General features: G+C 75.6%; 31 protein-coding genes and 1 pseudogene. 8 read left to right on the top strand and 24 right to left on the bottom strand.

The features are described 5' to 3' along the window. Positions 1-76: 76 nt before the first annotated feature. The 3 genes and pseudogenes from ACYX4T_RS19310 to ACYX4T_RS19300 form a co-directional block, all read right to left on the bottom strand. Positions 77-205: pseudogene (locus tag ACYX4T_RS19310) on the bottom strand (hypothetical protein); the annotation flags it as partial. 60 nt (positions 206-265) lie between these two features. Then, entirely contained in the window at positions 266-412 is a 147-nt protein-coding gene (locus ACYX4T_RS19305) for a hypothetical protein (protein ID WP_476010900.1), read from the bottom strand. 49 nt (positions 413-461) lie between these two features. Next, complete coding sequence (locus ACYX4T_RS19300; protein ID WP_476010899.1) at positions 462-872, bottom strand: GtrA family protein; 411 nt, start codon at positions 870-872, stop codon at positions 462-464. 9 nt (positions 873-881) lie between these two features. On the opposite strand from ACYX4T_RS19300, the gene ACYX4T_RS19295 reads away from it, so the two are divergent. Continuing rightward, positions 882-1,118 (top strand): hypothetical protein, encoded by a 237-nt coding sequence (locus ACYX4T_RS19295; RefSeq protein ID WP_476010898.1) that lies wholly within the window; start codon positions 882-884, stop codon positions 1,116-1,118. A gap of 257 nt (positions 1,119-1,375) precedes the next feature. On the opposite strand, the gene map (ACYX4T_RS19290) is transcribed toward ACYX4T_RS19295, so the two are convergent. Then, positions 1,376-2,140 carry a type I methionyl aminopeptidase gene (gene map / locus ACYX4T_RS19290; protein ID WP_476010897.1) on the bottom strand — a complete coding sequence of 255 codons (765 nt, stop codon included), beginning with the start codon at positions 2,138-2,140 and terminating at the stop codon, positions 1,376-1,378. A 47-nt stretch (positions 2,141-2,187) separates the two neighbouring features. Between map (ACYX4T_RS19290) and ACYX4T_RS19285 the strand changes: the two genes are divergently transcribed. Then, positions 2,188-2,460, top strand: a complete 273-nt coding sequence (locus tag ACYX4T_RS19285; protein WP_476010896.1) for a helix-turn-helix domain-containing protein — start codon at positions 2,188-2,190, stop codon at positions 2,458-2,460. Between the two features lies 1 nt (position 2,461). On the opposite strand, the gene ACYX4T_RS19280 is transcribed toward ACYX4T_RS19285, so the two are convergent. Both ACYX4T_RS19280 and mtnA read right to left on the bottom strand, forming a co-directional pair. Further along, complete coding sequence (locus tag ACYX4T_RS19280; protein ID WP_476010895.1) at positions 2,462-3,028, bottom strand: hypothetical protein; 567 nt, start codon at positions 3,026-3,028, stop codon at positions 2,462-2,464. A gap of 60 nt (positions 3,029-3,088) precedes the next feature. Beyond that, positions 3,089-4,168 (bottom strand): S-methyl-5-thioribose-1-phosphate isomerase, encoded by a 1,080-nt coding sequence (gene mtnA / locus ACYX4T_RS19275; RefSeq protein WP_476010894.1) that lies wholly within the window; start codon positions 4,166-4,168, stop codon positions 3,089-3,091. Positions 4,169-4,314: 146 nt separating this feature from the next. On the opposite strand from mtnA, the gene ACYX4T_RS19270 reads away from it, so the two are divergent. Beyond that, positions 4,315-5,037 (top strand): amphi-Trp domain-containing protein, encoded by a 723-nt coding sequence (locus ACYX4T_RS19270; protein WP_476010893.1) that lies wholly within the window; start codon positions 4,315-4,317, stop codon positions 5,035-5,037. Here ACYX4T_RS19270 and ACYX4T_RS19265 read toward each other — a convergent pair. From ACYX4T_RS19265 to ACYX4T_RS19250, 4 genes are all read right to left on the bottom strand, one after another. Beyond that, on the bottom strand, positions 5,034-5,450 hold the full coding sequence (locus ACYX4T_RS19265; protein ID WP_476010892.1) for a VOC family protein: 417 nt from the start codon (positions 5,448-5,450) through the stop codon (positions 5,034-5,036). The genes ACYX4T_RS19270 and ACYX4T_RS19265 overlap by 4 nt on opposite strands. A gap of 79 nt (positions 5,451-5,529) precedes the next feature. Next, positions 5,530-5,931, bottom strand: coding sequence for a thiol-disulfide oxidoreductase DCC family protein (locus ACYX4T_RS19260; protein WP_476010891.1), 402 nt, complete (start codon positions 5,929-5,931; stop codon positions 5,530-5,532). 38 nt (positions 5,932-5,969) lie between these two features. Next, positions 5,970-6,341: a VOC family protein gene (locus tag ACYX4T_RS19255; RefSeq protein WP_476010890.1), complete on the bottom strand. Its 372-nt coding sequence runs from the start codon at positions 6,339-6,341 to the stop codon at positions 5,970-5,972. 11 nt (positions 6,342-6,352) lie between these two features. Beyond that, positions 6,353-7,204: a helix-turn-helix domain-containing protein gene (locus ACYX4T_RS19250; protein WP_476010889.1), complete on the bottom strand. Its 852-nt coding sequence runs from the start codon at positions 7,202-7,204 to the stop codon at positions 6,353-6,355. Between the two features lie 46 nt (positions 7,205-7,250). On the opposite strand from ACYX4T_RS19250, the gene ACYX4T_RS19245 reads away from it, so the two are divergent. Further along, positions 7,251-8,732: a flavin-containing monooxygenase gene (locus ACYX4T_RS19245; protein ID WP_476010888.1), complete on the top strand. Its 1,482-nt coding sequence runs from the start codon at positions 7,251-7,253 to the stop codon at positions 8,730-8,732. 95 nt (positions 8,733-8,827) lie between these two features. Further along, positions 8,828-9,613 carry a type I methionyl aminopeptidase gene (gene map / locus ACYX4T_RS19240; RefSeq protein WP_476010887.1) on the top strand — a complete coding sequence of 262 codons (786 nt, stop codon included), beginning with the start codon at positions 8,828-8,830 and terminating at the stop codon, positions 9,611-9,613. Here map (ACYX4T_RS19240) and ACYX4T_RS19235 read toward each other — a convergent pair whose 3' ends face one another. Beyond that, positions 9,614-10,252, bottom strand: coding sequence for a hypothetical protein (locus ACYX4T_RS19235; protein WP_476010886.1), 639 nt, complete (start codon positions 10,250-10,252; stop codon positions 9,614-9,616). It lies immediately after the preceding gene. A 91-nt stretch (positions 10,253-10,343) separates the two neighbouring features. Here ACYX4T_RS19235 and ACYX4T_RS19230 point away from each other — a divergent pair, with 91 nt between their 5' ends. Further along, positions 10,344-10,928, top strand: coding sequence for an ester cyclase (locus ACYX4T_RS19230; protein ID WP_476010885.1), 585 nt, complete (start codon positions 10,344-10,346; stop codon positions 10,926-10,928). Here ACYX4T_RS19230 and ACYX4T_RS19225 read toward each other — a convergent pair. The 12 genes from ACYX4T_RS19225 to mug form a co-directional block, all read right to left on the bottom strand. Continuing rightward, the gene (locus ACYX4T_RS19225; RefSeq protein WP_476010884.1) at positions 10,925-11,212 is read right to left on the bottom strand and encodes a helix-turn-helix domain-containing protein; all 288 of its coding nucleotides are present in this window, start codon (positions 11,210-11,212) and stop codon (positions 10,925-10,927) included. The two genes, ACYX4T_RS19230 and ACYX4T_RS19225, sit on opposite strands and share 4 nt — an antisense overlap. Before the next feature lie 151 nt (positions 11,213-11,363). Next, on the bottom strand, positions 11,364-12,113 hold the full coding sequence (locus ACYX4T_RS19220) for an MT-A70 family methyltransferase (protein ID WP_476010883.1): 750 nt from the start codon (positions 12,111-12,113) through the stop codon (positions 11,364-11,366). A 122-nt stretch (positions 12,114-12,235) separates the two neighbouring features. Then, entirely contained in the window at positions 12,236-12,985 is a 750-nt protein-coding gene (locus ACYX4T_RS19215; protein WP_476010882.1) for a BglII/BstYI family type II restriction endonuclease, read from the bottom strand. Positions 12,986-13,043: 58 nt separating this feature from the next. Beyond that, positions 13,044-14,327 carry a purine-cytosine permease family protein gene (locus ACYX4T_RS19210; RefSeq protein ID WP_476010881.1) on the bottom strand — a complete coding sequence of 428 codons (1,284 nt, stop codon included), beginning with the start codon at positions 14,325-14,327 and terminating at the stop codon, positions 13,044-13,046. Beyond that, positions 14,222-14,782 (bottom strand): hypothetical protein, encoded by a 561-nt coding sequence (locus ACYX4T_RS19205; protein ID WP_476010880.1) that lies wholly within the window; start codon positions 14,780-14,782, stop codon positions 14,222-14,224. Before ACYX4T_RS19205 ends, ACYX4T_RS19210 begins: the two co-directional genes overlap by 106 nt. A 218-nt stretch (positions 14,783-15,000) precedes the next feature. Then, complete coding sequence (locus tag ACYX4T_RS19200) at positions 15,001-15,312, bottom strand: DUF5313 family protein (RefSeq protein WP_476010879.1); 312 nt, start codon at positions 15,310-15,312, stop codon at positions 15,001-15,003. Then, positions 15,309-18,278: an FAD-binding and (Fe-S)-binding domain-containing protein gene (locus ACYX4T_RS19195; protein WP_476010878.1), complete on the bottom strand. Its 2,970-nt coding sequence runs from the start codon at positions 18,276-18,278 to the stop codon at positions 15,309-15,311. The genes ACYX4T_RS19200 and ACYX4T_RS19195 overlap by 4 nt, the downstream gene beginning before the upstream one ends. Positions 18,279-18,360: 82 nt before the next feature. Further along, the gene (locus ACYX4T_RS19190) at positions 18,361-19,560 is read right to left on the bottom strand and encodes an amidohydrolase family protein (RefSeq protein WP_476010877.1); all 1,200 of its coding nucleotides are present in this window, start codon (positions 19,558-19,560) and stop codon (positions 18,361-18,363) included. After that, positions 19,533-20,264, bottom strand: a complete 732-nt coding sequence (gene pepE, locus ACYX4T_RS19185; RefSeq protein ID WP_476010876.1) for a dipeptidase PepE — start codon at positions 20,262-20,264, stop codon at positions 19,533-19,535. Before pepE ends, ACYX4T_RS19190 begins: the two co-directional genes overlap by 28 nt. A 203-nt stretch (positions 20,265-20,467) precedes the next feature. Continuing rightward, positions 20,468-22,198, bottom strand: a complete 1,731-nt coding sequence (locus tag ACYX4T_RS19180; RefSeq protein ID WP_476010875.1) for a GMC oxidoreductase — start codon at positions 22,196-22,198, stop codon at positions 20,468-20,470. Between the two features lie 110 nt (positions 22,199-22,308). Then, a complete protein-coding gene (locus ACYX4T_RS19175; protein WP_476010874.1) occupies positions 22,309-23,289 on the bottom strand; it encodes an NADPH:quinone reductase in 981 nt (326 codons plus the stop codon). Positions 23,290-23,319: 30 nt separating this feature from the next. After that, a complete protein-coding gene (gene mug / locus ACYX4T_RS19170) occupies positions 23,320-23,868 on the bottom strand; it encodes a G/U mismatch-specific DNA glycosylase (protein ID WP_476010873.1) in 549 nt (182 codons plus the stop codon). Positions 23,869-23,974: 106 nt separating this feature from the next. Between mug and ACYX4T_RS19165 the strand changes: the two genes are divergently transcribed. Both ACYX4T_RS19165 and ACYX4T_RS19160 read left to right on the top strand, forming a co-directional pair. Next, positions 23,975-24,277 (top strand): hypothetical protein, encoded by a 303-nt coding sequence (locus ACYX4T_RS19165; protein WP_476010872.1) that lies wholly within the window; start codon positions 23,975-23,977, stop codon positions 24,275-24,277. Continuing rightward, the gene (locus tag ACYX4T_RS19160; RefSeq protein ID WP_476010871.1) at positions 24,274-25,680 is read left to right on the top strand and encodes an alpha/beta hydrolase; all 1,407 of its coding nucleotides are present in this window, start codon (positions 24,274-24,276) and stop codon (positions 25,678-25,680) included. Before ACYX4T_RS19165 ends, ACYX4T_RS19160 begins: the two co-directional genes overlap by 4 nt. Before the next feature lie 72 nt (positions 25,681-25,752). On the opposite strand, the gene ACYX4T_RS19155 is transcribed toward ACYX4T_RS19160, so the two are convergent. Further along, entirely contained in the window at positions 25,753-26,529 is a 777-nt protein-coding gene (locus tag ACYX4T_RS19155) for a hypothetical protein (RefSeq protein WP_476010870.1), read from the bottom strand. Positions 26,530-26,775 lie beyond the last annotated feature (246 nt).

The following is a 26,775-nucleotide window of genomic DNA, read 5'->3' as shown; positions in this document are numbered from 1 at the left end:
ACGGACGCCGCGGCCCGGCGCCCCGGATGCGGTGGCGCTGGACGTGCCCGGCACGCTCCAGCCGGTCGATCACGGCGGTGGCGGCGCCGGTGCTCACGCCGAGGGACGCGGCCAGATCGTGACGGCGGGCGGGAGCAGCGTCATCGACCCCGAGGACACCGAGTGGGGCACCCGCCGCGCCCGCGGCCTCGACCCCTCGGGCCATAGATGGTGCTTCGGCACCTACCGGCCGGGCGAGGCCTGGTGAGGTCCGGGAGCCCCGGGCTCAGGCTGCCTCGAGCGTCGCGCGCAGGGCGAGCTCGGTGCCGACCCGCACGACCGGGCGAGCACGGAGCTGGTGCCCGAGCGGCGTGACGCGCGCGCGGAGCTCCGCGCCTGGTGGGACGAGCAGCGCGTCCACCAGCGCACCCACGCTCGGAGCGGCTGCGGCACCCGGTCGTCGGGGACCTCCTCGCAGCTGATCACCGGAAGACTGCGCCGCGCAGGACGAGGAAGGTGATGGCGGTCCCCACGCCCTGGGACACGACCCACGCCGTCACGGCGATCGCCGGCGCCGCGACGACCGCCGGGAGCAGGGCGAGCGCGACCCCGTGGGTCACCACCACGACGGCGGAGGTCGCGACGTAGAGCAGCGCGGTCCAGCCGAGCGCGCCCCGCACGCCGGCGGTGCGGAACGTCCAGCGCCGGTGGAGCACCGCGACGAGCGTGGTGCCGACGGCGAAGGAGGGGACCCGGGCGGCCAGCGGGTCGAGGCCGAGCGCCACGGCCGCGAGGTAGAGGCCCAGGCTCAGCGGCAGCACGAGGAGGCCGGTGGCGAGGAACCGCGCGATCCCGCCCACGAGGCCCCGCCGCGGCGACCCCGGCCCTGACACGATGCGCTCGTGGACGACGGCCGCCTGGCGATCGACACGCCGACACGGCAGCCGGCGTCGGTGTCGCGGCTCTCGATGCGGGTCGTCGCCCTCGTGCCGCCGCTGGTCGCCCTGGTGGTCGGCGCGCTCATCCTCAGCCGCGGTACCGGGCTCTGGGGGCGGGGGACCACGGCCGTGGCCCGGCTGCCCCGGGCCGGCGCACCCCGGCGCGCACGGCGGCGGCTCGCGGGCGCGGCCGTATCCTGAGCGGTCTCAGCTCAGCCGGCCGGGCGGAACGTCCGCGCGAAGCGGCCGAGGAGGTCGCTCCGCCCGCGCAGCACCTCGACCGCGCCGGTCGCGATCGCGCGGTCCGCCGCCCTGGCCGTCCGTACGGACGGGCACCGCGTCAGCCCGTCGCTGGGTGCGCGGCCGACACCGGCGAGAACACGTGCGGGGTCAGGACCGCGCGTCAGCACCTCGTCAGCACCGCGTCAGCACCGCGTCAGCACCGCGTCAGCACCGCGTCAGCACCGCGTCAGCACCTCCGGCCCGTGCTCGGTGACGGCGACGGTGTGCTCGGCGTGGGTGGTGCGCGAGCCGTCGGCCGAGCGGATGGTCCAGCCGTCGGGGTCGTAGACGATCTTCCCGGTCGTGCGGGCGAACCACGGCTCGAGCGCGAGCGTCAGCCCCGGCCGCAGTGTCAGGCCGCGACCGGCGCGCCCGTCGTTGGGGACGTGCGGGTCCTCGTGCATCGTGCGCCCCAGCCCGTGGCCGCCGAACTCGAGGTTGACCGGGTAGCCGTGCCGCGCGGCGACGCGCCCGATCGCGGCGGAGATGTCGCCGAGCCGGCCGCCGGGCTGCGCGGCGGCGATCGCGGCCTCGAGGGCCTCCTCGCCGGCGCGCACGAGGCGCCGGTCCTCCTCGGCGGCCTCGCCGACGATGACGGTGCGCGCGGAGTCGGCCACCCAGCCGTCGATCCCGAGGGCGAGGTCCATGGTCAGCACGTCGCCGTCGCGCAGGACGTAGCGGTGCGGCAGCCCGTGCAGGACGGCGTCGTTGACCGAGAGGCAGACGACGTGGCGGAACGGTCCGCGGCCGAACGACGGTGCGTAGTCCCAGTAGCACGACTGGGCGCCCCGCTCGCGGATCATCGTGCGGGCGTGCTGCTCCAGGTCGAGCAGGTCGACGCCCACCCGGGCGCGGTCGGCGAGCTCCGTGAGCACCTGGGCCACGAACCGCCCGGCGACCCGCATCCGCTCGATCTCGGCGGGGGTCTTGAGTTCGATCATCGGGCACTCCTGGTCGGGATAGTTATACCGGTATTACTATCACGCCCATGGTGCGTGTGCCGCTGACCCCGGAGGAGCGCGAGCGCGGGCAGCGGCTCGGTGAGGTCCTGCGGGAGGCCCGGGGGTCGCGGAGCATGGCGTCGGTCGCCGCGGCGGCCGGGATGTCGGTGGAGACGCTGCGCAAGATCGAGTCCGGCCGGGTCCCGACACCGGCGTTCTTCACGGTCGCCGCGCTGGCCGACGAGCTCGCGTTCCCGCTGGCCGACCTGGCCGCGGCGTGCGTCCCCGCGAGCGCCGACGACCAGCCGCGCACCGCCTGAGCTACAGGGGCGCGGGGGAGTCCGGCTCGCCCAGCCGCTGCACGAGCCAGCCGGTGCGCGGCGCGACCCCGAGCCGGTCGAGCACCCGCCGCGCCCCGCCCGGCCCGTCGCTCTCGAGCAGCTGGACGAGCAGGCGCCGGCGCACGACGCTGCGCCCGCGGGGGTCGGTGCTGCGGTCCGGGCGCACCCAGGTGGCGAGGCTCGGGTCGTCCTCGATGCCGGCCCGGAGGCGTTCGAGCGCCCGCCGCGCACCGTCGCTGAGGCTCATGTCCTCCGGGCGCGGCAGCAGGCCCGGTCGGGCCCCGATGCCGGCGTGCACCGGCCGGCCGATCTGCGCCTGGACCACGCCGAAGTCGACGCCCGCCTCCAGCACCAGCCGCCGGGCGACGGGGTCGAGCAGGCTCGCGACCAGGAGGTGCTCGCTGCCGACCCGCCAGGACCCGACCCGCTCGGCCTCCTGCAGCGCGCCGACCCCCCGCGCCCAGGACGTGGGGTCGCCGGCGTGCGGCGCCCCGTCGCCGGCGACGTCGGGGGCGCCGGACGGCGCGTTCCCGGGCCCCGACAGCACGTGCTCAGCGTGCCATCGCCGATCCGCTCCGTACACGGCCGCGCGGGCAACGACGCGGCGTCACGCCGTCGAGTCGTGCACGAGCGACCTCGATCGGACCTCGGGGCGGCGTGGCCGGGGCTGCGCGACCGGCACGGCCGGCACGGCCTCGGCGGTCCAGGCGCCGTCGCGGAACGTGGACCGCTCGGTGACGACGCCGCTGAGCAGCGCGGACGGCGTGACGTCGAAGGCCGGGTTGTAGACCGGGGTCCCGGGCGGCGCGGTCGGCGTCCCCGCGACCGTGCGGACCTCGTCGGCGTCGCGCTCCTCGATGGCGATGTCGGCACCGGTGGGCGTGGCGTGGTCGACGGTCGACTCGGGCGCCACGACGACCACCGGCACGCCGTGGCGGACCGCGGCGCACGCGTGCGCGTAGGTGCCGATCTTGTTGGCGGCGTCCCCGTTGGCGGCGATGCGGTCGGCGCCGACCACCACCGCGTCGACGAGCCCGCGCGCGATCGCCGAGGCGCCCGCGGCGTCGACGCACAGGCGGTGGTCCACGCCCATCTCGCGCAGCTCCCAGACCGTCAGGCGGGCGCCCTGGAGCAGCGGTCGGGTCTCGCACGCGAGGACCTCCGCGACGCGTCCCCGCTCGGCGAGCTCGCGGATCGCGCCCAGCCCGGTGCCCCAGGCCACGGCGGCCAGGGCGCCGCTGTTGCAGTGGGTCAGCAGGCGCAGCGGGCGGTCGCCGCAGAGCTCGGTGAGCAGGTCGGCGGCGCGGGCGGACAGGCGCCGGTTGGTGGCCTCGTCCTCGTCGAGCACGGCGCACGCCTCGGCGAGCACCGCGTCGGCGCCGTCGTCGAGGCGCGCGAGCGCCCGCTCCACGCCGCGGCGCAGGTTCACCGCGGTCGGGCGGACGGCGGCGACCCGCTCGGCCTCCGCCCGCACCCGGAGGTGGTCGCCGGGGTGCCGGCGGGCCGCGAGCGCGACGCCGAGGGCGCCCACGGCGCCCAGGGCGGGCGCGCCGCGGACGGTGAGGTCGCCGATGGCCGCGACCACCGCCTCGACCGTCGCGAGGCGCCGGATCCGGTACTCCGCCGGGAGCGCCCGCTGGTCGATCGCCGCGATCGCGTCGCCGTCCCAGTCCACGGTGCGCGTCACGACCACCACCTTCGCCGGGAGCCGGGCCGGGCGCCAGGTCCGTGCGGCGAGACGGCGGACGCTGATGCCCGGATCACCCGTTCCCTGCCAGGGTGGTGGGGGGCACAGCGCGGCGCCGTGGCCGCGCGCGACGAGAGGACGGCGTGATGGCTGAGGTCAAGGTCGAGCACGAGGTGACGCTGTCGCGCGAGGAGGTCGCCGACTGGCTCGCCGACCTCGCCGACGCCATCCGCGAGGGCGGATCGGCGGAGCTGTCGCTGTCCGGACCGGTGCTCACGCTGCCCCTCGCCGACGACATCGAGGTCGAGATCGAGGTGGAGATCGACGGCGACGAGGTCGAGCTGGAGCTCGAGCTGTCGTGGACGACCGGCCGGCGGGGGCGCACGGGCGGGGACGAGGACGCGGAGGACAGCGAGGACGACAGCGAGGACGACAGCGAGGACGAGGACGAGGGCGAGGACGGGGGCGACAGCGAGGGCGAGGGCGCCGGGGAAGGCGACGGCGCGGACGCCGGTGAGGGCGCCGCCGCGACGTCGTCGCCCGGCGCGGGCTCGTCGTCGGGCACCCCGGCCACCCCGTCGTCCGGGGCGTCCGGCGGGTCCGGGTCGTCCGGCTCCGCCGGGGCATCCGGGGCGTCCGGCTCCGCCGGGTCGTCGGGGTCCTCGGGGTCGTCTGCGTCCTCCGGCTCGTCGGGCGCCGCCGGCTCGCGCACCGCGCCGGGCCGCTCGGTGGCGAAGGGCCCGGTGAAGGACACGTCGGCCACGCCGGCGAAGGGGCGGGTCATGAGCGCCCCGAAGACACCCGCCAAGAGCCGGGGCGCCGCGTCCTCGTCGTCCTCCTCGTCGGGCTCCGGGAACGGCGAGGGCTAACCCGCCCGGCCCGCCGCGGAGATGTTGACCATCCAGCGCACGCCGAAGCGGTCGGTGCAGTCGCCGTAGAGGTCGCCCCACATCTGCTTCTCCAGCGGGGTGCCGACCGTGCCGCCCGCGGAGAGCTGCTCGTACCACCCGCGCAGCGTCGGCTCGTCGTCGCCGGACAGCGAGACGGTGACGTCGTTGCCGCGCTCGCGGGTGGACCCGGGCGGCATGTCGGAGACCATGAGCGTCATCCCGTCTCCGGTCTCGAGCTGCCCGTGCATGACCCTGTCCGCGTCCGGGCCCTCCATGCCCATCTGCCCGAAGGTCATGACGTTGCTGGTCGCGCCGAACACGCCGGCGTAGAAGGCGATGGCCTCGGCGGCCTCGCCGTCGAAGTGCAGGTAGGGGTTCAGCAGGACGGCCACGGTGTGCTCCGGTGATCGACGAGACGGGGCCCGACGGGAGCGGAAGGTAGACCCCGGGCGGGGCGTGCGGAACCCCTCGTCAGCCGTTCGCCGCGCAGTCCTCCGGATGCGCCTCGCAGTGCGGCGTCGTGCCCGGGAAGGCTCCCCGGTGGTCGGCCACCCAGCGGTAGGCCCACTCCTGCACGCCGCCGGTGGCCCGGTAGAGCAGCGAGGGCAGCGGGGTGCCGGTGATCTCGGAGAGCACCGCGTTCACGGCGTCAGCTCCGCTGCGGCGCACGCCGTCGCGCCCGCGCCACTGCACCGCCTCGCCGCACTCCTCGACGGTCGCGCCGACCGAGGCAGGCACGCCCGCGGCCTGGTAGGGCGCCACGTCGATGCGCCCGCGCCGGTCCAGCAGGCGCAGCCAGCCGACGCAGCGCGTGCAGAAGCCGCAGCGGCCGTCGAAGACCAGGCGGCCGGTCGTCGTGTCGGCGGAGGTCACCCGCTCCACCCTGCCAGCGCCGCGTGCACCGGGCCGCGTCAGGAGCCGCCCGGACGATGGGTCCCGAAGCTCCACACGTTGTCCTCGCCGTCGACGGCGGCGTACTCCCGGGAGCCGTAGGGCTGGTCGGTGAGGCCCATGGTCACGGTGGCGCCCGCGGCGACGGCGCGGTCGTGGTGGGCGTCGACGTCGTCGACCACCACGTAGATGACGGCCCGCCCGGTGGCGAACGCGTCGCCGCCGCGGCGGGGGCCCAGGAGCACCGCGCCGCCGCCGTGGGTCAGCTCGGCGTGCTCCACGGTGCCGGCCTCGCCGCGGTGCTCGGCGGCGACGGTGAAGCCGAACGCGTCGCGCAGCAGCACGACGGCCTCGTCCGGGTCCTGATAGCGCAGGGTCGGGTAGATGCTCATGGGTGACGACGCTAGGAGTCCGCGGCCGTCGCGTCTTGGACGTCGGGGAACCCCGCCCGCCACTCCTGCACGTAGCGGCTGGGCGTGCAGCCGGCGAGGTCGCGGAACTCGCGCACGAGGTGGGAGTGGTCGGCGAACCCGCAGGCCGCGGCCACGTCGGCGATGCGGGCGGCGATGCGGGCGGCGGACGGCTCGTCCGGGCCCCACGCGCCGGGCACGAGCAGCCGCGCGGCCTCCCGGAAGCGCAGCACGCGCCCGGCGGTCGTCGGGGTGAGGCCCACCTGGTCGCGGAAGCGGGTGGAGAGGTGCCGCCGGCTCCAGCCCGTCTCGTCGGCGAGGGTCGACACCGCGACCCGTCCGCGCGCCCCGGCCAGGCGGGCCCAGGCGTGCGTCACCTCGGGGTCCGGGCGGGTGCGCGAGCGGTCGAGCAGCCCGCACAGCTCGGCGTCGACGAGGGCGAGGCGCTCGCGGGGTGGTGTGTGTGCCAGGCGCTCGGGCAGTGCGGCGAGCTCCGGGGAGAGCGCGTCGAGGGGGACGATCCGGTTGGTCAGCGCGGACGTGGGCCGGTCGAGCAGGCGCAGCACCCCGAGCGGGGTGAGGTCGACCTGGACGCCCTGCTGACGGCCGGCGAACGCGGTGACGACGGCGCGGTCGTGCATGCCCGCGAGGAACGCGGCGTGGTGGGCGCGGCCGCCGGGTCCGGTGAGCTCCAGCGGGTCGGCCCAGGCGAGGATCAGCGTGCACGCGCCGTGGGGCGCCTCCCGCCGACGCAGCGGCGCCGAGGCCGCGACCTCGTCGTAGGGCTCGCAGCGGCGCACGACGTCGGCGAGCGCCGGGTGCGGACGTCGCCCGGTCGAGGTCACGTTGGCAGCCTGCCAAAAGCGGCGCGGAACGGATACCGTCCGGCCCGTGACGGGACAGGACGGAACTGGTCGGGAGGCCTCGACGCGCGTCGTGGTCGTGGGCGCGGGCTTCGGCGGCATCGCGGCGGCGATCGAGCTGCGCGAGCACGGGATCACCGACGTGGTGATCCTGGACAGCGCCCCCGAGATCGGCGGCACCTGGTACTACAACAGCTACCCCGGCGCGGCCTGCGACGTCCCGAGCCACCTGTACTCGTTCTCGTTCGCCCAGCGCAGCGACTGGTCACGGCTCTGCTCCCCCCAGCCCGAGATCCTCGAGTACCTCCAGGGCGTCGCCAAGGAGTACGGCCTCGGCGAGGTGTTCGTGCCGGACGTGCGCGTGGAGGCGGTCCGGCTCGACGAGGCGACGATGACCTGGACCGTCGAGGCGCAGGACGGCCGTCGCTGGGAGGCCGACGCCGTCGTGCTGGCCACCGGACAGCTCAACACCCCCGCCGTCCCGCCGATCCCCGGCGCCGACGACTTCGCCGGCCCGGCCATGCACTCCGCGCGCTGGGACCACGACGTCGACCTGGCCGGCAAGCGCGTCGCCGTGGTGGGGACGGGCGCGAGCGCGGTGCAGTTCGTGCCGGCCATCGCGCCCGAGGTCGGGGCGATGACCGTCTTCCAGCGCAGCGGCAACTGGTTCTTCCCGCGCAAGAACCGCTACTACCCGCCGGCGATGCGCCGCGCCTTCCGCGCCGTGCCGGGGATCATGCGCGCGCGCCGGTTCCTGCTCAAGGGCTACCTCGAGCTCCTGACGATCATGATCCGGCACCCGAGGACGGTCGGTCGGGCCGGGCGCGTCTGGTCGACGCTGTTCATGCGCCGCCAGCTGCGCGACCCGGAGGTGCGGCGCAAGGCCTGGCCGGACTACACGTTCGGGTGCAAGCGGATCCTCTTCAGCTCGCACTACCTGCCCGCGCTCGAGCGCGACAACGTCGAGCTCGTCACCGACCGGGTCACCGAGATCGTCCCCGACGGCGTGCGCACCGAGGACGGGCGGCACCACCCGGCCGACGTGCTCATCTGGGGCACGGGTTTCAGGAGCACCGACTTCATGTTCCCGATGGACGTCGTCGGACGCGGCGGGCGGACGCTGCAGGAGGAGTGGGGGCAGGGGGCGCACGCCCACCTGGGGATGACGGTGCCGGGCTTCCCGTCGCTGTTCCTGCTCTACGGGCCGAACACCAACACCTCGGGCGGCTCGATCATCGTCTTCCTGGAGGCGCAGGTCGCGTACGTGCGCCAGGCGCTCGAGGAGACCGCGCGGCGCCACGCCGCGGCGCTCGAGGTCCGCCGCGACGTCGAGCAGGCCTTCGACGAGCGCCTGCAGGCGCAGTTCGAGGGCACGGCGTGGACGCAGTGCGACTCCTGGTACCGCGACGAGTCGGGCCGCATCGTCGCCAACTGGCCGCGCTACATGGAGGAGTACGTCCGCGCGGTGGCGAAGCTCGACCCGACGGACTACGAGTTCGTCCCCCGCTGAGAGGGGCGGGTTGTCCACAGGCCCTGTCCACAGTGGGGACGAATGACAGCCGTGTCATTCCGACACGGGATCCGGGCCCTGTCTAGGGTCGGGGCATGCTGCGGCGCTCCGAGATCGAGCTGAAGACCTCCGGTGAGGTCGAGGCCATGCGCGAGGCCGGCCGCGTCGTCGCCCGCTGCCTCGACGCGGTGCGCGCCGCGGCGGCCCCGGGAGTGAGCCTGAAGGAGCTCGACCGCGTCGCCCACGACGTGATGGACGACGCCGGCGCGGTGCCCGCGTTCCTCGACTACCACCCGCACTTCGCGCCGAGCCCGTTCCCCGGGGTCATCTGCGCGAGCGTCAACGACGCGGTCGTGCACGCCATCCCCGGGTCCCACCGCCTCGCCGAGGGCGACCTGTTGAGCGTCGACTGCGGCGCCTTCCTCGACGGCTGGTGCGGCGACGCGGCCTTCAGCGCGGTCGTCGGCGCCGACGCCGACCCGGCGGACCTCGCGCTCATCGCCACCACCGAGCGCGCACTGCAGGCCGGCATCGCCGCCGCGCGACCGGGCGGGCGGCTCGGCGACATCGGCGCCGCGGTCAGCGCGGTCGCCCGCGAGGCCGGCTACGGGATGCTCGCCGACCACGGCGGGCACGGCATCGGGCGCGCGATGCACGAGGCGCCGCACGTCCCCAACGAGGGCCGCTCCGGCCGGGGGATGCGCCTGCGGCCCGGGATGGTCATCGCGATCGAGCCGATGCTCCACGCCGGCGGCGGTGACGACTACGTCCACGACGACGACGGCTGGACGCTGCGCACCGCCGACGGCAGCCGCGCCGCGCACGCCGAGCACACGGTCGCCGTCACCGCCGACGGCCCGCGGATCCTCACGCTGCCGTAGCTACGACCGGCTCGACGCGCGCCGCTGGTCGTCCTGCGGCGAGTCACCCTGCGACGAGCCCTCGCGCGGGGCGTCGGCGCGCTCGCGGTGCGCCTTCTCCCACTCGGCGTCGTCACGCGCGGCGTCCTGCCCGTCGTCCTGCCCGCTGCTCTTCGACGGCTTGCGCCGCACGCTGCGCCGGTCGAGGCGGTGCAGCTGCCCGTTGGTGTCGCGTCCCCAGTGGGTGCCGTGGGAGTCGGTGAACCGCATCTCGGGCACCGCCGGCGCCGAGTACAGCTCGTCGCGGCTGACGTCGTCGTGCCCGAACGGCAGCGACTGGATCTCGTCGCTCGCCGGGGGCAGCAGCGCCATCGAGACGCTGTGCTGCTCGTCGCTCGAGGGGAGGCTGAACAGGCAGCGCACCTGGAACACCGGGGAGTCGCCGCCGTTGTGGACGACGATCACGTAGTCCTCGTCCCGGTCATGACGCGCCCCCTCGTCGAGCCAGGCGGTGACGCCCTGGGCCTGCTGCTCCTGGCGGACCTCCACCTGGTCCTTGCGGTTCAGCAGCATGATCCAGACGTAGGCGGCGAACCCGAGCAGGGAGCCGGCGCTGCCGATCGCCGACACCCATTGGGCGGCGATCTGTGACGTGCTCATCGACGGAGGTCACCTCGGGGAGACGGAGCGGGTCGTGTGCGCACAGGTGCCCGCGCGCGGGGCCGTCTACGCTCCTGGTCGTGAACGCCTCGTGAGCGCTGAGCCTACCTCCTCCCCGCCGTCGGGCCGGTCGGGTCGCCCGTCCGCGCCGGACCCGCCCGGCCCCACGCCGCCCACCGGGGCGACGCCGGGCGCGCTCGTGCGGTGGAGCGTCGACGTCATCAACAGCCACGACGCGCCGTCGCTGCGCCAGGCCTGGGCGCCGGACGTCCGCGTGCGGTTCCCGATGCGCACCGTCCGCGGCGCCGACGAGCTCGTCGCCTGGTGGGCGAACGTGTTCACCGCCGTCCCCGACCTCACGATGACGATCGAGGGGATGGCGGAGCAGGGCACCGGCGAGAGCGGGCAGAGCGGGGAGGTCTTCCTGCGCTGGCGGCTCGCCGGGCACCACACCGGCGGCGACTGGGAGGGCATCGCGCCCTCGGGCGCCCGCCTGGACCTCGACGGGATGGACCACTTCGTCGTCGAGGACGGCCGCGTGACCAGCAACGTCGTGGTCTTCGACCAGATGCGGTTCGCCCGTCAGATCGGCCTGCTGCCGGCCGACGGCTCCCGCCTCGACGTCGGCCTCAAGACCGCGTTCAACGCGCTGGTGCGGCGCCGCGCCCGGCGCTAGCTCGCGGACTTGGCGGTGCTCGCCGTACCGGCCGTGCTGGCCGTACTGGCCGTACCGCTCGTGCCGTCCTTGCGGGTGCGCCCCTGGGTACCGCCGCGGCCGCGGAACTCCACGCCCGCGTCGACGAGCAGGCGGCGGACCCGACCGATGCTGTAGCCGGTCTCGGCGCAGATCTCACGGATGCTGGCGCCCTTCTGGTACCGCTTGAGCAGCTCGTTGCCCAGTTTGGTGCGCTCCGCCCCCGTCACCCGCTGGTTGCGCGCCAGCTCCGGTGTCTTCGCCATGCGAGGAAGTATCACAGCGCGTGGCCGAATGCCGCCACTACCGGCGATTACTCCTGAGTCAAGCGGTCGGGAGCGTACTGCGAACGAGTTCAAGGTCCGCCCGACGGCGGAGTGCGGGCACGGGCAGTGATCGAATCTGTTCGACTGTGTACTACCTGTAGGCGGGGTACTGCCGGCCGCGCGGCGCGACGTCCTCGGCGGACTCCGCGCCCCAGCTCGTCCACCCCGGACGGGCGTAGCGGGCGAACATCTCGAGGTAGGGCCCGGGGGAGCACGCCTCGATGAGGTCGTAGGCCTCCTCGGGCTTGCGGGAGTGCTCCCGCTTGCGGGTCTCGATCATGTTCACCTGCCGCCGGCCGGGCTCCAGCGTGCGCAGCGAGCCCCGCACCCCGAACAGGATCAGCTCGGTGACGTTGCGGAAGTAGAACCCGACGCCCCGCCCGTCCGGCCCGCCGTCCTTGCGCCGCTTGGCCCAGACGAGGTTGCTGACGTACCGGAAGCCCCAGCCCTGCATCACCGCGAGTCCCTCGGGCAGCAGGGCGTTCGGCACCCACAGGTAGAGGTGCGCGTTCGCTGAGACGACATCGGCCACCGGCAGCGAGGCGATCTCGGGCGCGGACATCGTGTCGTAGCGGTCGAGCCGCCGGTGCTCGGGCGCGACCTTGCCGGTGCGGTTGGTGAACCGCCACGGGGGGTCGGCGTAGACGCACGACCAGCCGCCGGCCGTGCGGGGGAGCGCGACGCTCTCCAGCGGCGTCGCGTCCGCGCGCAGGGGCTCCGCGCGGCGGGCCGGCGGGGGCGCGCCGGGGTCGTCGGGCGCGCCGGGGCCGATCCCTGCCGGGATCTGGGTGCCGGTGTCCGTGGTCATCTCGGCGCTGCCGGCGTCCGCCGCCAGGGTCATCGTCTCGGGCCTCCTCGCCGGGGTCGGGGTGGGCGGGACGCTAGCGCCGGGGTCCGACAGTGATCGATCGTGCGCCGGTGATCGGTCGTGCGCCGGTGATCGGTCGTGCGCCGGGTGCCCGTTCACCAGCTCACCCCGTCGGTGAGCATCCACGGTGCCGGGGCCTCGGGGCGCGCCGGCTCGCCGTCGGCGGGCACCCAGCAGCGCCGGGAGATCGCGACGGCGAGCAGGGGGCAGCCGCCGGCGTCGCCGCGCGTCATCCGGGACTCGAGCTTGCCGAGGTGGGTGGTCGTCGAGGTCGAGAGCCGGCTGCGGACCTCGTCGTCGCTGCGCCCTGCCGCGCGGGCCAGCTCGCGGGCGAGGTCGCGCAGGTCGTCGTGGGTGCGCGTGAGCAGGACCGCGCCGTCGATGAGGCCCGCGTCGTAGAGCGCGCGGTAGGCGGAGACGTCGCGGTCGAGGTTGCCGTCCTTGGCGTTCCACTCGACGTCGAGCGCCACCCGGCCCTTGACGTTGTCGACCTTGTAGCCCTCGTTGACGACCTCGCTCTCGCGCACCGTCACGCCCACCTCCCCCGCCGGCGCCCACGGCTGCACCTGCAGCCGCGAGGTGACGACGGTGTCGACGCGCCCCTCGCGCCACCCGCGCGACCGGAAGGCGGCGTTGAGCCGCGCGGCGAGGCGGGACTCGTTGCCGCCGGCCTCGACGAGGTCGGCGGTGGTGAGGGCGAAGTGGGCGAGCACGGCGCAGATCTCGGCGAACTCGTCCGGGCTCGTGGCGGCGAGGACGGCCGCGGCGTTGCGCGTCTCGCGCAGCTCGTAGCGCTCGCCGACACCGGCCGGCAGGGCGGTGCTCCAGCTGCCGGTGAGCTCCATGGCGGGCCAGTCTGCCCTACCGCCCCGCCCGTCCTCGCCCGCGCACGCCGGCCGGGCGTCAGGCGAGAGCGCGGCGGGCGTAGGCCTTGGTGCGTCGGAGGCGCCAGTAGGCGGCGACGAAGTAGACGACCGTCCCGGCGCCCGCGATCCAGAAGAACTGGTCGCGGCTGGCGGTGTAGGTGGCGACGTCCGGACTGGCCACGAGCACGAGCACGGCCGCACCGGCGACCACCAGGAGGTCGACGATCCACACCACCCGCAGCACCTGGCTCAGCGGCCGGCGGTCGGTCGTGTCCACGTCGGTCGGGGCCTTCCTCGCCTGCTCGGCGTGGAACACCTCCACCCGCTCGGCGAACAGCTCGTCGGCGGCCTCGCCCTCGGGGTACCGCTCGGCGGCGCCCATCCGCCGGGCGGCCACCACGTAGACGGCGACGGAGAGCAGGAACGCCGGCGGGAACAGGAAGTACACCGGCACGAGGCCCAGCACGAGCACCAGGAACGCGAGCCCGACCGGGAGGCCCCAGGCCAGCAGCGCCGGGGTGTTGCGCACCCCCTTGTACCGCGCCCAGTACCTCGTCAGCCCGAGCCGCGGGAGCAGGTGGTGCTCGGCGAGCAGGACGCCGCCGATCGGCACCAGGATGATCCCGATGTAGGTGACCAGGTCCAGGTAGCCGCGGTAGATGAACGGGAACAGGGCGGCGAGGACGACGAGGGCGCCGATGACGAGGGTGGCCCGCTGCCGGGAGAGCCGCGGGAAGAGGCCCTGGGCCGCGAGCCCGGAGCGGTACAGGTTGGCGTTGGCGGTCGTCCAGCCGCCGACGACGACGACGACCAGGCCGGCGTAGCCCAGGGCCTGGAACGCGACGGTCCCCGGCGAGATGACGTCGATGCCGGTCGACACGATCGCCGCCGCGGCCGCGCCCATGAACCCGGCCGCGATCCAGGCCACGTAGTGGCCGAGGAACATCCCGAACGCCGACATGTAGCCGTACCAGCTCTTCCTCGCGTACCGGAACAGCGACATGTCGATCAGCCCGACGTGGGCGAAGCTGTTCGCGGCCCAGGCGTAGCCGATGATCCCCAACAGCGTGATCCCCGCCGCGCCGTCGGGCGTCGTCCCCGTGAAGACGGCGCTCCCGCCGATCTCGAGGAGCTCGCCCCAGCCGCCCACCGTCGTGCTCCCGGTCGCCGCGTCGGCCAGTGCCGGGATGAGGACCACGCCGCCCGCCACGAACATCACCATGAGCCAGGGCGCGCAGATGCTGGCGAACTCGGCCAGCGCGGTGAAGCCGTAGGCCGCGACGAGGACCGCGACCGCGCCGAAGGCCACCGCGACCACCACGAAGCCCAGTGGGTGGGATAGGCCGCCTCCTGCGCGGGGAATCCGAAGACGATGCGCAGCGCGGTCGCCGACACCGTGATCATCGCGGCCGAGATGACCGCGAACACCACCGCGTTCACGCCGTTGTAGAGCTTCGAGGTCGGTCCGCCGGCGACCCGGTCGAGGAAGGTGTAGACGCTCAACCGTGTCCGGGTGGCGATCGGCGCGGTGACGAACCGGTAGCTCAGCACCGCGAGCAGGTTGCCGATCGCCAGGCCGATGAGGACGTCGACGATCCCGGCGCCGAGGGCGACGAACGTCGCGCCGAAGACGAACTCCGTGCCCGCGACGTTCTCGGCGGCGTAGAGCCCCGCGAAGTGCCCGGGCCCGTGGAGCTCGTGCTCGCCGACGGGCAGCTGCTCGGGGTCGAGGCCCTCGACCTGCCGGTCGACCTCGGCGGTGGTGTTCTCGGTCATGTGCTCCTCCGGGGCACCGCGGACCGACCCCGTCTCCGGTGGCGGCTCGGTGATGTGGTGCCGGCGTCGGGCCGGGACGTGACGGTGGGGGCGCTCCCCACGGGTGGGGGCCCGGGTGCGCCGTGGCGGTGGGACCTCCCGCCCCCCGGGCGGAAGCGGCGACACGCGACCGAGCCGGCTCGTCCGTTCGACCGGCCCGGAGATCCTTCGAGATGACGCTAGTCCTCGCGCAGCACCACCTCAGGCAGGTAACCGTGCTGGTAGAGCCGCTTCTCCCGAACCATGGGCGAGAACAGCGCCGCCATGAACAGGGTGGAGAACAGCACGAACAGCGGCAGCGCGACCCGCAGCCACGCCGGCCCGGGCAGCAGCGCGAGGAACGCCGCCGGGGTGGCCTGGACCGCGGAGCGGCCGAGGTGGCGCAGGAACCACGTCCGGCAGGTCAGGTCGTGCAGCACCCACGGCGCGTACCGCACGGGGAGCCGCGCCCCGAACGCGTACCCGAGCCAGCGCAGGACGCCCGGCCTCATGAGCCCTTCGCGCTCGCGACCGACCGACCGCCCGCCCGCTCCCGCGACCGCAGGCCCAGCGCGGTCGCCGCGAGCTGGGCCAGGTGCACCGGCTCGTGGCCCGCGTTCTCGAGCTGGCGGATCTGGGTCCGGCACGAGAATCCGTCCGCGAGCACCGCGGTGTCCGGGTCGGCGGCGCGGACCGCCGGCATGAGGCCGCGCTCCGCGCAGGCCGTCGAGACCTCGTAGTGCCCGTCCTCGAACCCGAAGTTGCCCGCGAGCCCGCAGCAGCCCTCGTCGAGCACCTCGGTGTCGATCCCCAGCGCGCCCAGCACCGCGCGGTCGGCGTCGAAGCCCATCGCCGCGTACTGGTGGCAGTGGATCTGGGCGACCGCCCTCTGACCGGTCACGGCGACGCCGGCGCGCAGCTCGTCGACGTGCGCGGCGAGCACCTCGGCGAGCGTGCGGGTCGAGGCCTTGAGCCGGACGGCGTCCTCGTCGTCCTCGCCGAGCAGCTCCACGACGTCCTGGCGCAGGGCCGCGGTGCACGACGGCTCGAGCCCGACGACCGGCACGCCGTCGTCGAGCCAGGGCTTGACGACGTCGAGGCTGCGCCGCACGACCTTGCGCGCGGTACCGAGCTGGCCGGTGGTGTGCCAGGTCAGCCCGCAGCACACGCCGCGGTCGGGGAGCTCGACGCGGTAGCCGAGGTGCTCGAGCACGGCGATGGCGTCGAGCGCGAGGTCCGGGTCGAACGCGGAGGTGAACGTGTCGGGCCACAGGAGCACGCGCGGCCGGGCGCTGTCGTGCCGGGCCGGGTGCGGGCCGGCGAGCCGGCGCAGCGGCGTCGGCGCGAGCTCGGGGATGTCGCGCTGGGGGGCGATGCCGCCGAGGCGCTTGGCGATCCCCGCCAGCGCGGGGCGGCGGGCGAGCGCGTTGGCCAGGCGCGGCACGCCCGGCACCGCGGTGGCCAGGCGCAGCCAGCGGGGCAGGTGGCCCATCGACCAGTGGCTGCGCGGGCGCTCCCGCGCGCGGCCCGCGTAGTGCTGGGCGAGGAACTCGGCCTTGTAGGTGGCCATGTCCACGCCGACCGGGCAGTCGCGCTGGCACGCCTTGCAGGACAGGCACAGGTCGAGGGCGTCGCGGACCTCGGTGGACCGCCAGCCGTCGGGCACGAGCTGGCCCGACGCCATCTCGAAGAGCATCCGGGCGCGCCCGCGGGTGGAGTGCATCTCCTCGCCGGTGACGCGGTAGCTCGGGCACATGTAGCCGCCCGAGTCGGTGATGCACTTGGCGACGCCGATGCAGCGCCGACTCGCGCGGGTGAAGCTGCCGCGGTCGTCGGTGTAGTGCAGCTCGGTGCTGCCGGGTCCCTGGCCGATGGTGGGCACGCCGACGAAGACCTTGAGGTCGTCGTCCATCCTGCGCGGCTCGACCACGCGGCCGGGGTTCATCCGGCCCTCGGGGTCCCACACGCCCTTGAACGCGCCGAACGCCTCGATCAGCTGCGGGGAGTAGGTCCGCTCGAGCAGCTCGGCGCGGGCCTGGCCGTCGCCGTGCTCGCCGGAGACCGACCCGCCGTGCTCGGCGACGAGGTCGGCGGCGTCGAGCAGGAAGGCGCGGAAATTGGCGAGGCCGGGGCGCGTGAGCAGGTCGAAGTCGATGCGCACGTGCAGGCAGCCGTCGCCGAAGTGCCCGTAGTAGGCGCCCTGGCGGCCGTGGCGGCGCAGCAGCGCGTCGAACTCGCGCAGGTAGGCGCCCATGCTCGCCGGCGGGACCGCGGCGTCCTCCCAGCCCGGCCACGCCTCGCCGCCGTCGGGGGAGCGGGTGACGATGCCCGACCCGTCCTCGCGGACCTTCCACAGCGCGCGCATCTGCTTCGGCTCGGAGACGACCTTGACGCTCGCCCCGTAGCGGGCCATCTCCCGGCCGATGGCGGTCGCCTTCGCCTCGGCCTCCGCGCGGTCGGCGCCGCCGGTCTCGACGTAGAGCCAGCCCTTGCCCTCGGGCAGCTGCTCGTGGGTGCGGTCGTCGGGCCGGCTCGCGCGTAGCGCCCCGATGACGCCGACGTCGACGCCCTCGATGGTCAGCGGGGCGTGCTCGCGGATCGGCATGACGTGGTCGGCGGCGGTGTAGGCGTCGGGGAAACCGAGCACGCACAGGGCCCGCACCGGCGGGGCCTCGACCAGCTCGACGGTCGCCTCGAGGATCGTCGCGCACGTGCCCTCGGTGCCGACCAGCGCGCGGGCGAGGTCGACGCCGGCGTCCTCGAGCAGCTGGTCGAGGTTGTAGCCGCTGACCCGCCGGGTGAGGCCGTCGACGACGAGCTCGTCGCGGATCGTCGTCCCGTACCGGTCGCGCAGCCGCGCGAGCTCGCGGTAGACCTCGCCCTCCCGGCCGGGCCGCTGTGCGGCCGCGGCGAGGTCGGGGGTGCGGCCGACGGTCATCCGCGTCCCGTCGGCGAGCAGGACGTCGAGCTCGCGGACGTTGTCGACGGTCTTGCCCCACGCCACCGAGTGCGACCCGCACGCGTTGTTGGCGATCATCCCGCCGAGCGTGCAGCGGTTGTGCGTCGACGGGTCGGGGCCGAACGTCAGGCCGTGGGGCCGCGCCGCCTCGCGCAGGTCGTCGAGCACGACGCCGGGCTGGACGCGGGCGGTGCGGGACGCGGGGTCGATCTCGAGCACGCGGTCGAGGTGGCGCGAGAAGTCCAGGATCAGCGCCTCGTTGACCGCCATCCCGCCGATGCTCGTGCTCGCCCCGCGCGGCAGCACCGGTACGGCGTACCGGCGGGCGACGTCGACGGCCGCCTCGACGTCGTCGAGGTCGACGGGCTGGACGACGCCGAGGGGCACGTGGCGGTAGTTCGAGGCGTCGGCGGACCACATGGCCCGGCTCGCGGTGTCGAAGCGCACCCTCCCGCGCACCGCCGAGCGCAGGTCCTCGGCCAGCAGGGACTCGGCGGACGAACGGCGCATGGTGGTCATCGGGAGTCAGTCTGCGCCGGTCGCGGCGCGGGCGCTGCCCGGGGTGGCGGGGGTGACGCAGCGAACGGGCGGTTCGCTGCTTCTATGCGCGCGAACTCCCCGTTCGCGCCGGCTCGAGGTCCGCGACGTGGGTGCGGGGCGCGCGGTCGAGCAGGCCGGTCGCGGCGTCGGGGGCGTCGAGCAGGACGAGGTCGGCGCGGGCGCCCGGGACGACGTCGTGCCCCGCGTCCCCGATCAGTGCCGCGGCGTGGCCGGTGACCATGTCCAGCAGGGTGTCGAGCTCCACGCCCTGCATGTGCCCCAGGGTCAGGGCGGCGTCGAGCGGGTCGCCGCTGCCGAACGGGGTGAAGGCGTTGCGGACGTTGTTCGACGAGCACGCGACGCGCACGCCGGCGTCGCGCAGCTCGCGGACCGGGGCGGAGGCGCCGACGAGGTAGAGGTCGGTGGGCGGGAGGACCGCCACCCCGACGCCCGCGGCGGCGAGCGCGTCGGCGGTGCGGCGCCGGCGGTCGGGGTCGAGGCCGGCGAGGGTCGTCACGTGACCGAGGACGACGCGGCCCGGCATCCCCGCGGCGCTCGTCATCGCGGCGATCTCGGCGGCGAGGTCGTGGCGCGGGTCGGAGGCACCCCCGCCCTCCCCGGCGGCGAAGTCGGCGTGGACGTCGACGGGCACCCCGTGCCGCTCGGCCAGGGCGAGCACGTCGCGCACGTGCTCGCGGCAGGCGTCCACGTCGTCCTCGGCGTAGCTGCACGCCCCGAGGACGTCGGCGCCGCGGGCGAGGGCCTCGAGGAGCAGGTCGCGGGTGCCGGGCCGGGCGGCGATGCCCTCCTGCGGGAACGCGACGACCTGGAGCTCGACCGCCCCGCGCCACGCGTCGCGGAGCTCGAGGAGCACGTCGAGGCTGGTCAGGCCCACGGTCGGGTCGACGTCGACGGGGGTGCGGACGCGCGTGACGCCGGCCGCGTGGGCGCGGACGAGCAGGTCCGTGGCGCGGGCGCGGACGTCGTCGGCGGTGAAGGTCTGCTTGCGCTCGGCCGTGCGGGCGACGGCGTCGCCGAGCGAGCCGACGACCTCCGCGCCGAGCATCGCCTTGTCGAGGTGCAGGTGCGGCTCGACGAGGCCGGGCAGGACGATCCTCCCGCCGCCGGCGAGGACGGGCCCGGGGTGGTCGGGTGCCGGACCGACCGCGGTGATCCGGCCGTCGGCGACCGCGACGTCCACCGGTCCGTCGTGGTGACGGGTGCGGACGTCGGTCAGGAGGTAGGTGTCGCGAGCAGCCACGACAGGTCCGTACCCGCCGCGAGCTCGACCGGCTCGTGGCCGCGGCGGAAGAGGCGGGCGGTGTAGCCGTCGAGGGTGAGGGTGTCGCCGTCGTCCGTCGCGTGCAGCCACGCGCCCTCGCGCAGCCCGACGACGGCGACGGCGTTCTCCTGGTGGAACTCTGCGAGGCGCTCCTCGCGGGTCTCGCCGCGATGGGTGGAGTGCGGGTCGGGGTCGAGGTAGTGCGGGTTGATCTGCACGGGGATGCGCCCGACGGCGTCGAGGCCACCGGGGTCGACGATCGGCATGTCGTTCGTCGTCATGATCGTCGGGCAGGCGAGGTTGGAGCCGGCGCTCGCACCCGCGTAGCGCAGGTCGGGTCGCTGTCGGAGCGCGTCGAGGACGCCGTTGTCGCCGGTGCGCCGCCGCAGGCGGAAGGTGTTGCCGCCGCCGACGAACACGGTCTCGCGGTCGGGGTCGGCATCGCGGATCGTGGCCGCCGGGTCGGGCTCGCGGTGCAGGCCGCGGACGTCGACCGGGCCGAGGACGTCCGCGAGCGCGCCGGCGACCAGGCGCGTGTAGGCGTCGAGGTCGTCGCCGGCCCAGGCCGCGAACCACAGCGTCCGGTCACCGACGTGCGCACGCAGCGGCTCGGCGGCGTGCGCGAACGGCACGTCGGCCCCGGGCGGGCGGGAGTTGGAGAACAGCAGCGCGTCGGCGGGCACGCCGCGATCCTCGCCGAGGCAGTCCCAGGAGCGCCGACGTGGGTGGGCGGCCGGGACGGAGACCACGGACACCCCGGGGCTCCGGCTCGGCGTCGCGGCGGTGCACCAGGCGCTCCTGATCGCCACCACGGCGTGTCGCGTGGACGAGGATGTGGCGATCCTGGCGATGAACGCCGGCGATGCCGCATCGCTCGCACCGTGCCTCAGCCGCCGCCGGCGACGGGGGCGCGGGGCGGGACGGTGGGGGTGCGGAGGGGGACGAGGCGCAGTGCGCCGGGGGCGTCGGCGGGGACGACCGGCGAGCGCGGGGCCACGGGGTCCACGCGGCGGTACGCCGACCCGAGCGGGGGGCGGGGGTCGGCCTCGCCCTTGTTGGGCCAGAACGCCATGGCCCGCTCGGCCTGCGCGGTGATCGTCAGCGACGGGTTCACGCCCAGGTTCGCCGAGAGCGCCGAGCCGTCGACGACGTGCAGCCCGGGGTGCCCGTAGAGGCGCTGGTAGCCGTCGACCACCCCGGTCTCCGCGGAGGCGCCGATCGGGCAGCCGCCGATGAAGTGCGCGGTCATCGGCATGTTCACCGCCTCGCCCCAGGTCCCGCCCGGGTCGCCGTCGATCATCTCGGCCATCCGCCGGGTGGTCTCGTTCGCCGCCGGGATCCAGGTGGGGTTGGGCGTGCCGTGGCCCTGCCGGGACACGAGCCGCCCGAAGCGCCGGCGCACGGTGATCGAGTTGTCCAGCGACTGCATCACCAGCGCGATCACCGTGCGCTCCGACCAGCGCCGCTTGTCCAGCGAGCGGACGAACGTGCGCGGGTGGCGGGCGATCGCACCGAGCAGCTTGACCAGGCGCGGCACCCGCCCGCCGCCGTCGGTCATCAGCGTCGTCAGCAGCCCCATGGCGTTCGAGCCGTAGCCGTATCGGCAGGGCTCGATGTGCGTGTCCTCGTCCGGGTGCCAGGACGACGTGATCGCGACGCCGCGGGTGAAGTCGCGGGGCCCGCCGCGCTCGGGCGCGCGGTGGGCCGTCGCGCCGACCAGCGCCTCGGAGTTCGTGCGGGTGAGCTCGCCGAGGCGCCGGGAGACGCGGGGGAGCACGCCGGTGTCGCGCAGCCGGTGCAGCAGCGACTGCGTGCCCCACGTGCCGGCGGCGAGCACCACCTGGTCCGCGGAGTAGGTGGTCCGTCCCCGCCCCCGCGTGGCCCGTGTCTCGACCACGTAGCCATCCGCGGTCGGCCGGACCGTGCGCACCGTCGTCTCCGGGTGCACGACCGCGCCCGCCCGCTCGGCGAGCGCCAGGTAGTTCGTCTCCAGGGTGTTCTTGGCGCCGTGGCGGCAGCCGGTCATGCACTCGCCGCACTCGCGGCAGCCCGTGCGGGCGGGCCCGGCGCCGCCGAAGAACGGGTCCGGTGACGTCACGCCCGGCCCCTCCCCGAAATACACGCCGACCTGGGTCGGGGTGACGGTGTCGCCGCGCCCCCGCTCCTGCGCGACCTGGCGCATCACGACGTCCGACGGCGTCACCGACGGCTGGGTGACCACCCCGAGCATGCGCGTGGCCTGGTCGTAGAACGGGTCGAGCTCGTTGCGCCAGTCGGTGATCGACGCCCACTGCGGGTCGCGGTAGAAGGCGTCGTTCTTCGGGCGGTAGAGCGTGTTCGCGTAGTTCAGCGACCCGCCGCCCACCCCCGCGCCGGCCAGCACCACGACGTCGCGCAGCACGTGGATGCGCTGGATGCCGTAGCAGCCCAGGCGCGGCGCCCAGAGGAAGTTCCGCAGGTCCCACGACGTCGCGGGCAGCGTGGCGGGCGTGAACCGGCGCCCCGCCTCGAGGACCCCGACGCGGTAGCCCTTCTCCGCGAGCCGCAGCGCCGTGACGCTGCCCCCGAACCCGGAACCGACGACGAGCACGTCGTAGTGGACGGCGTGTGGTGGCACGGCAGGAACCTAACCCGCCGGTAGCTGTGACGTGAAGTCACAGGTAGACGACGTCGCCCACACCCGCGGGCGCGCCCCGGAGGAGAGCGCGGCCGCCCCGAGGGCACCCCTCAGGGCACGACCACGACCTTGCCCACCGCCCCGTTCTCGACGGCCTCGTGCGCGGCGACGACGTCGTCGAGGGCGTAGCGGGTCACCGGCAGCGGCGAGAGCGCCCCGGCCGCGGCGGCGTCGGCGGTCCAGGCCGTGGCCGCCGCCAGCTCGTCGGCGGGCACGCCGTAGAGCAGCACGTAGCTGATCGCGGTGTTGGCGACCATGAGCCGGCGGGTCGGGATCACCGGGTCGTCCGGCTCGTTGGCGTACACCGCGATCACCGTGCCTGCGCCGCTGACCGCGAGGTCCAGCTCGAGGTTCGCGCCGAGCGCCACCTCGACGATCCGGTCGACGTGCGGGGCGAACTCGCGCACCCGGTCGACGGCGCCGTCCTCGCGGTAGTTGACGACGAGGTCCGCGCCCGCCGCCCGGGCGAGCTGCCCCTTCTCCTCCGAGCTGACGGTGGTGACGACGCGCGCGCCGGCGTGCTTGGCCAGCTCGATCGCGTAGTGCCCGACGGCCCCGGCGCCGCCCGCGACCAGCACCGTGGCCCCCCGCAGCGCCTCGCGGCCGTCCCCGCGCACGAGCAGGCAGTGCGCCGCGGTCACGGCCGGGACGCCCAGGCAGGCGCCCAGGTCGTCGGACGCGTCGTCGGGCAGGGGCGTGGCCCGCTCGACCGGCACGACCGCGTACTCCGCGGCCGTCCCGTAGCGGTTGCCGAACGCCGCGAGCTGCAGCCACACCCGCCGGCCGGACAGCGACGTGTCGACCCCGTCGCCGACCGCGTCGACCACCCCGGCGCCGTCCTGGTGCGGGATCTGGAACCCCTCGGGGTCCTGGCCGGTGAGGCCTGCGCGGGTCTTCCAGTCGGTCGGGTTGACCCCGGACGCGGCGATCCGCACGCGGACCTGGCCGGGTCCGGGCTCGGGGGTGTCGACGTCCTCGACCGACAGCACCTCGGCGGCCGGACCGGTACGGCGGTAGAGCGCAGCCTTCATGGCGGACCTGTGCCCGCCATCGCCGGTTCTCTACCCGGCGGCTTCCCGCAGCGCCCGGAACGCCGCCGCCAGCGTCGCGGGTGTCTGGTGGGCGTTGAGGCCGCTCGGGTTCGGCAGCACCCAGAGCCCGGTCTCCCCGAGGGTGCGCTCCTGGCGGCCGGCGGCGGCACGACGGTCGGCGAACGCGACGCGGTAGGCGCCGATCCCGACGACGGCGAGCCACGCCGGGCGGAGCTCGGCGACCAGCGCCCGCAGCCGCTCGCCGCCCGCGACCAGCTCGGCGTCGTCGAGCTCGTCGGCGCGCGCGGTGGCGCGCGGGGCGACGTTGGTGATGCCGAGGCCCAGGGACGGCAGCTCGCCCTGCTCGGACGGGGCGAACAGGCGCGGGGTGAAGCCCGAGGCGTACAGCGCGGGCCAGAAGCGGTTGCCGGGCCGGGCGAAGTGGTGGCCGGTCAGCGCGGAGAGCAGGCCCGGGTTGATGCCACAGAACAGCACACGCAGCGGGGGGTCGCCGGGGCCGGGCAGGACGTCGGGGAGGAGCTTGTCCCGCGCGGCCTCGAGCTCGTCGTGAGACGGCACGCGGGGGAGTATCACGTGCCCGATCCCCTGCCCCGATCGGCCGTTCGCGTCCCCAGGCCGGCCGCGACCCGGGATCCGCTCCGGGTCGGGCGGCGTCGAACGAGGTGTGGACGAACAGGACGGGCTCGGGGTGTCACCGGCGGCGCTGCGGGCCGCGGGCGCGGCGTGCGTCGCGGCGGCCGGGGAGGCGCCGGCGGACGGGCCGGCGGAGGCGGTGCGCGGGCTGGCGATCCTGCCCGCGGGGCGGGCGGCGCCGGCGGCCGCGGCGCTGGCGGACCGGTGGGAGGCGGCGGTCGGCCGGTGGTGCGACGACCTCGCCGCGCACGGCGAGGCGCTCGACCTCGCCGCCGCCACCTACCTCGCCGGCGACGACGACGCGGCGGGCGTCCTCGGGGGCGGGGCGCCGTGACGCTGCCGCTGACCCCGGCCCTCGCGGCGGTCCGCCTGCTCGCGGCCCGCGCGGACCTGGCCCGGGCCGGGGACGTGCTGGCCGGCGCGGTGCCGGACTGGCGCGGCGACGCGGCGCGGGGGGCGCAGGAGGCGCGCGCGGCCCTGCGCCGGCGGCACGAGGACCTGCTCGCCGACGTCGACGGGGTGCTCGCCGCGCTCGGGGTCGCGACGGTGGCGCTCGCCGGCGGCACCGCGCCCGCCGCCGTCGACGCGGCGCTGGCGCTCGCCCTGGACGCCGCGGGCCGCGACACCTCGCACGCACCGCCGACCACCCCGGCCGGCGCCCTCGACCCCGCCGGCGTCGCCCGGTGGTGGGCGGGCCTCGACCCGGAAGCGCGGGCGGCGCTCGAGCGCGACCGCCCGGCGCTGGTCGGCGGGCTCGACGGCCTGCCCGCCGCGGTCCGCGACCGCGCCAACCGGCGCCTGCTCGCCACCGAGCAGGGGCGCGCGCTCGCGGAGGAGCGCGCCGTGCGGGAGCGCCTGGCGCGGGTCCGCGACCCGGTCGGGCTGGTCACGGCCGCGTGGGAGCTGCGCGAGGTCCGGGCGCGCCTCGCGCGGCTCCGCGCCGTCGCCGCGGCCGTCGACCGCCCCGGGCGCGCGCTGCTGGATCTCGAGGTGGACCGGCACCCGGAGGACGGCGAGGGCGTGCGCGCCGCGGTCGCCCACGGCGACGTCGACACCGCCGCGCACGTCGCGGTCGTCACGCCCGGCTTCACCACCGGCGTCGACGAGCTCCCGGGGCGCCTCGAGGAGCTCGACGCCCTCGCCGCGAGCGCGGGACCGGGCACGGCGGCGGTCGCCTGGTACGGCTACGACGCGCCGCAGCTCGACGAGGTGGCCGACCCCGACCGGTCGGTGCTCGGGCGCGGTCCGGCCGAGGAGGGCGGGCGGCGGCTGGCGTCGTTCCTCGACGGGCTGGACGCCGCGCACCCCGGCCCGGACGCGCACGTCACGGCGGTCGGGCACTCGTACGGCTCGGTGGTCACGGCGGCGGCGCTCGCCCCGGGCGGCGCGGCCGGGGTCGACGACGTCGTGTACCTCGGCAGCCCGGGCGTCGGGCCGTCCCCGGGGCGCCCGCCGGGCCACGCGTGGGTGGTCGAGGCGCCCGGCGACCCCGTGGCCGATACCGGCTGGTTCGGGCCGGACCCCAATCGGATGCCCGGCGTCACCGGTCTCTCGGCGCGCGAGGTCGCGCTGCCCGACGGGCGGGTGCTCGCCGGGTCCCGCGGCCACGTCGGCTACCTGACACCGGGCAGCACCAGCGCGACCAACGTCGCCGCGGTCGTCGGCGGGCGACCGCAGGACGCGGTGCTCGACCGGGGCGTCGGCGCCGGCGACCGGCTCCGACGACTCTTCGAGTGAGGACGCGAACGGCCCGCCCCTGGTCGCAGGACGGGGGGCGGGCCGTGCCGACGAGGGTGGCCGGGTGCGGACCTACTCCTTGCCGCCGGTGGCGGGCTTGTCGGAGGAGACCGCGCCGTTCGGGCTGCTGCCGGACACCGCGTCGGTGGCCGTGTGGGTCGGGACCTCCTGGCTGCCGGCCTGGCCCGGCGCGACGGGCGCCTCGGTGGTCACCGGGCGGGGGCGCGGCGCGGGCGGCGGCGGGGGCGGCAGCTCCGGCTCGCGCCGGGTCGCCACAACGGCGATGCCCGCCCCGAGCACCGCGAGCACCACGAGCCAGAGGCCCCAGCGGCGACGCTTCTTCGGCTCCTCGGGCTCGATGCGGGCCGCGAGGTCCTTGCGCACCGAGGTCAGCCCGTCCTCGAACTGGCCGCGCACGGTCTCGCCGAGGTCGCGGAACTCGTCGGCGGTGGTCGGCACCGCGGACTGCTCGAGGCGCTTGCGGGCGTCCTTGGCGTACACCTTGGCCTGCTTGCGGGCCTCCTTGGCGGCCTTGTTGGCGCGCTTGCGGGTCTCCTCGCGGGCCTCCTGGGCGCGCTTGCGGGCCTCGGCCTGCGCCTCGTCGGCGCGTTGACGGGCCTCCGCGCGGGCGTCGAGGACGCGCTGGCGGGCTTCGTCGGCCGCCCGGCGGACGTCCTTGCGCACCTCGGCGCGCTTCTTCTGCCCCTGCTTGCGGGCCTTCTCGCGGTCCTTGCGGGCCTGGTCGGCGGCCTTCTGCGCGCGCTTCTCGGCCTGCTTGCGGGCCTTCTGGCCCTCCTTGCGCAGATCGTCCAGGTCCTCCCTGGCGCCGATCAGAGTCTTGCTGCTCAACGACTTCACCTCACTCGTCGGTGGGCGGCCATGATGCCCCCGGCCACTGCGGTGCAGGTGCCCGACCCGCCGGGACGTCACACCCCGGGGCGAGCGAAGCGACGGGGAATGTGTGACGGGGCGAGCGAAGCGACGGGGAAGGTGACGAGCGAGCGAAGCGACGGGGAATGTGTGACGGGGCGAGTGAAGCGGGGGGAAGGTGACCGCTACTCCATTCGAAGGTCGTCACGTGAGGGGTGGCACGAT

The sequence above is a fragment of the Actinomycetospora sp. ABD4_176 genome, from assembly GCF_056311855.1.
Note: the sequence above shows the minus strand (reverse complement) of the source record. Positions and strands in the feature narration are given on the sequence as shown.

Coding starts and splice junctions, on each gene's coding strand:
- ACYX4T_RS19225 (WP_476010884.1), bottom strand. CDS start 11,212: ATGGCGAAGACACCGGAGCTGGCGCGCAACCAGCGGGTGACGGGGGCG.
- ACYX4T_RS19255 (WP_476010890.1), bottom strand. CDS start 6,341: ATGAGCATCTACCCGACCCTGCGCTATCAGGACCCGGACGAGGCCGTC.
- ACYX4T_RS19175 (WP_476010874.1), bottom strand. CDS start 23,289: ATGAAGGCTGCGCTCTACCGCCGTACCGGTCCGGCCGCCGAGGTGCTG.
- ACYX4T_RS19220 (WP_476010883.1), bottom strand. CDS start 12,113: ATGACCCTGGCGGCGGACGCCGGCAGCGCCGAGATGACCACGGACACC.
- ACYX4T_RS19235 (WP_476010886.1), bottom strand. CDS start 10,252: ATGAGCACGTCACAGATCGCCGCCCAATGGGTGTCGGCGATCGGCAGC.
- ACYX4T_RS19205 (WP_476010880.1), bottom strand. CDS start 14,782: ATGACCGAGAACACCACCGCCGAGGTCGACCGGCAGGTCGAGGGCCTC.
- map (WP_476010887.1), top strand. CDS start 8,828: ATGCTGCGGCGCTCCGAGATCGAGCTGAAGACCTCCGGTGAGGTCGAG.
- ACYX4T_RS19285 (WP_476010896.1), top strand. CDS start 2,188: ATGGTGCGTGTGCCGCTGACCCCGGAGGAGCGCGAGCGCGGGCAGCGG.
- ACYX4T_RS19215 (WP_476010882.1), bottom strand. CDS start 12,985: ATGGAGCTCACCGGCAGCTGGAGCACCGCCCTGCCGGCCGGTGTCGGC.
- ACYX4T_RS19200 (WP_476010879.1), bottom strand. CDS start 15,312: ATGAGGCCGGGCGTCCTGCGCTGGCTCGGGTACGCGTTCGGGGCGCGG.
- map (WP_476010897.1), bottom strand. CDS start 2,140: ATGATCGAACTCAAGACCCCCGCCGAGATCGAGCGGATGCGGGTCGCC.
- ACYX4T_RS19270 (WP_476010893.1), top strand. CDS start 4,315: ATGGCTGAGGTCAAGGTCGAGCACGAGGTGACGCTGTCGCGCGAGGAG.
- ACYX4T_RS19195 (WP_476010878.1), bottom strand. CDS start 18,278: ATGACCACCATGCGCCGTTCGTCCGCCGAGTCCCTGCTGGCCGAGGAC.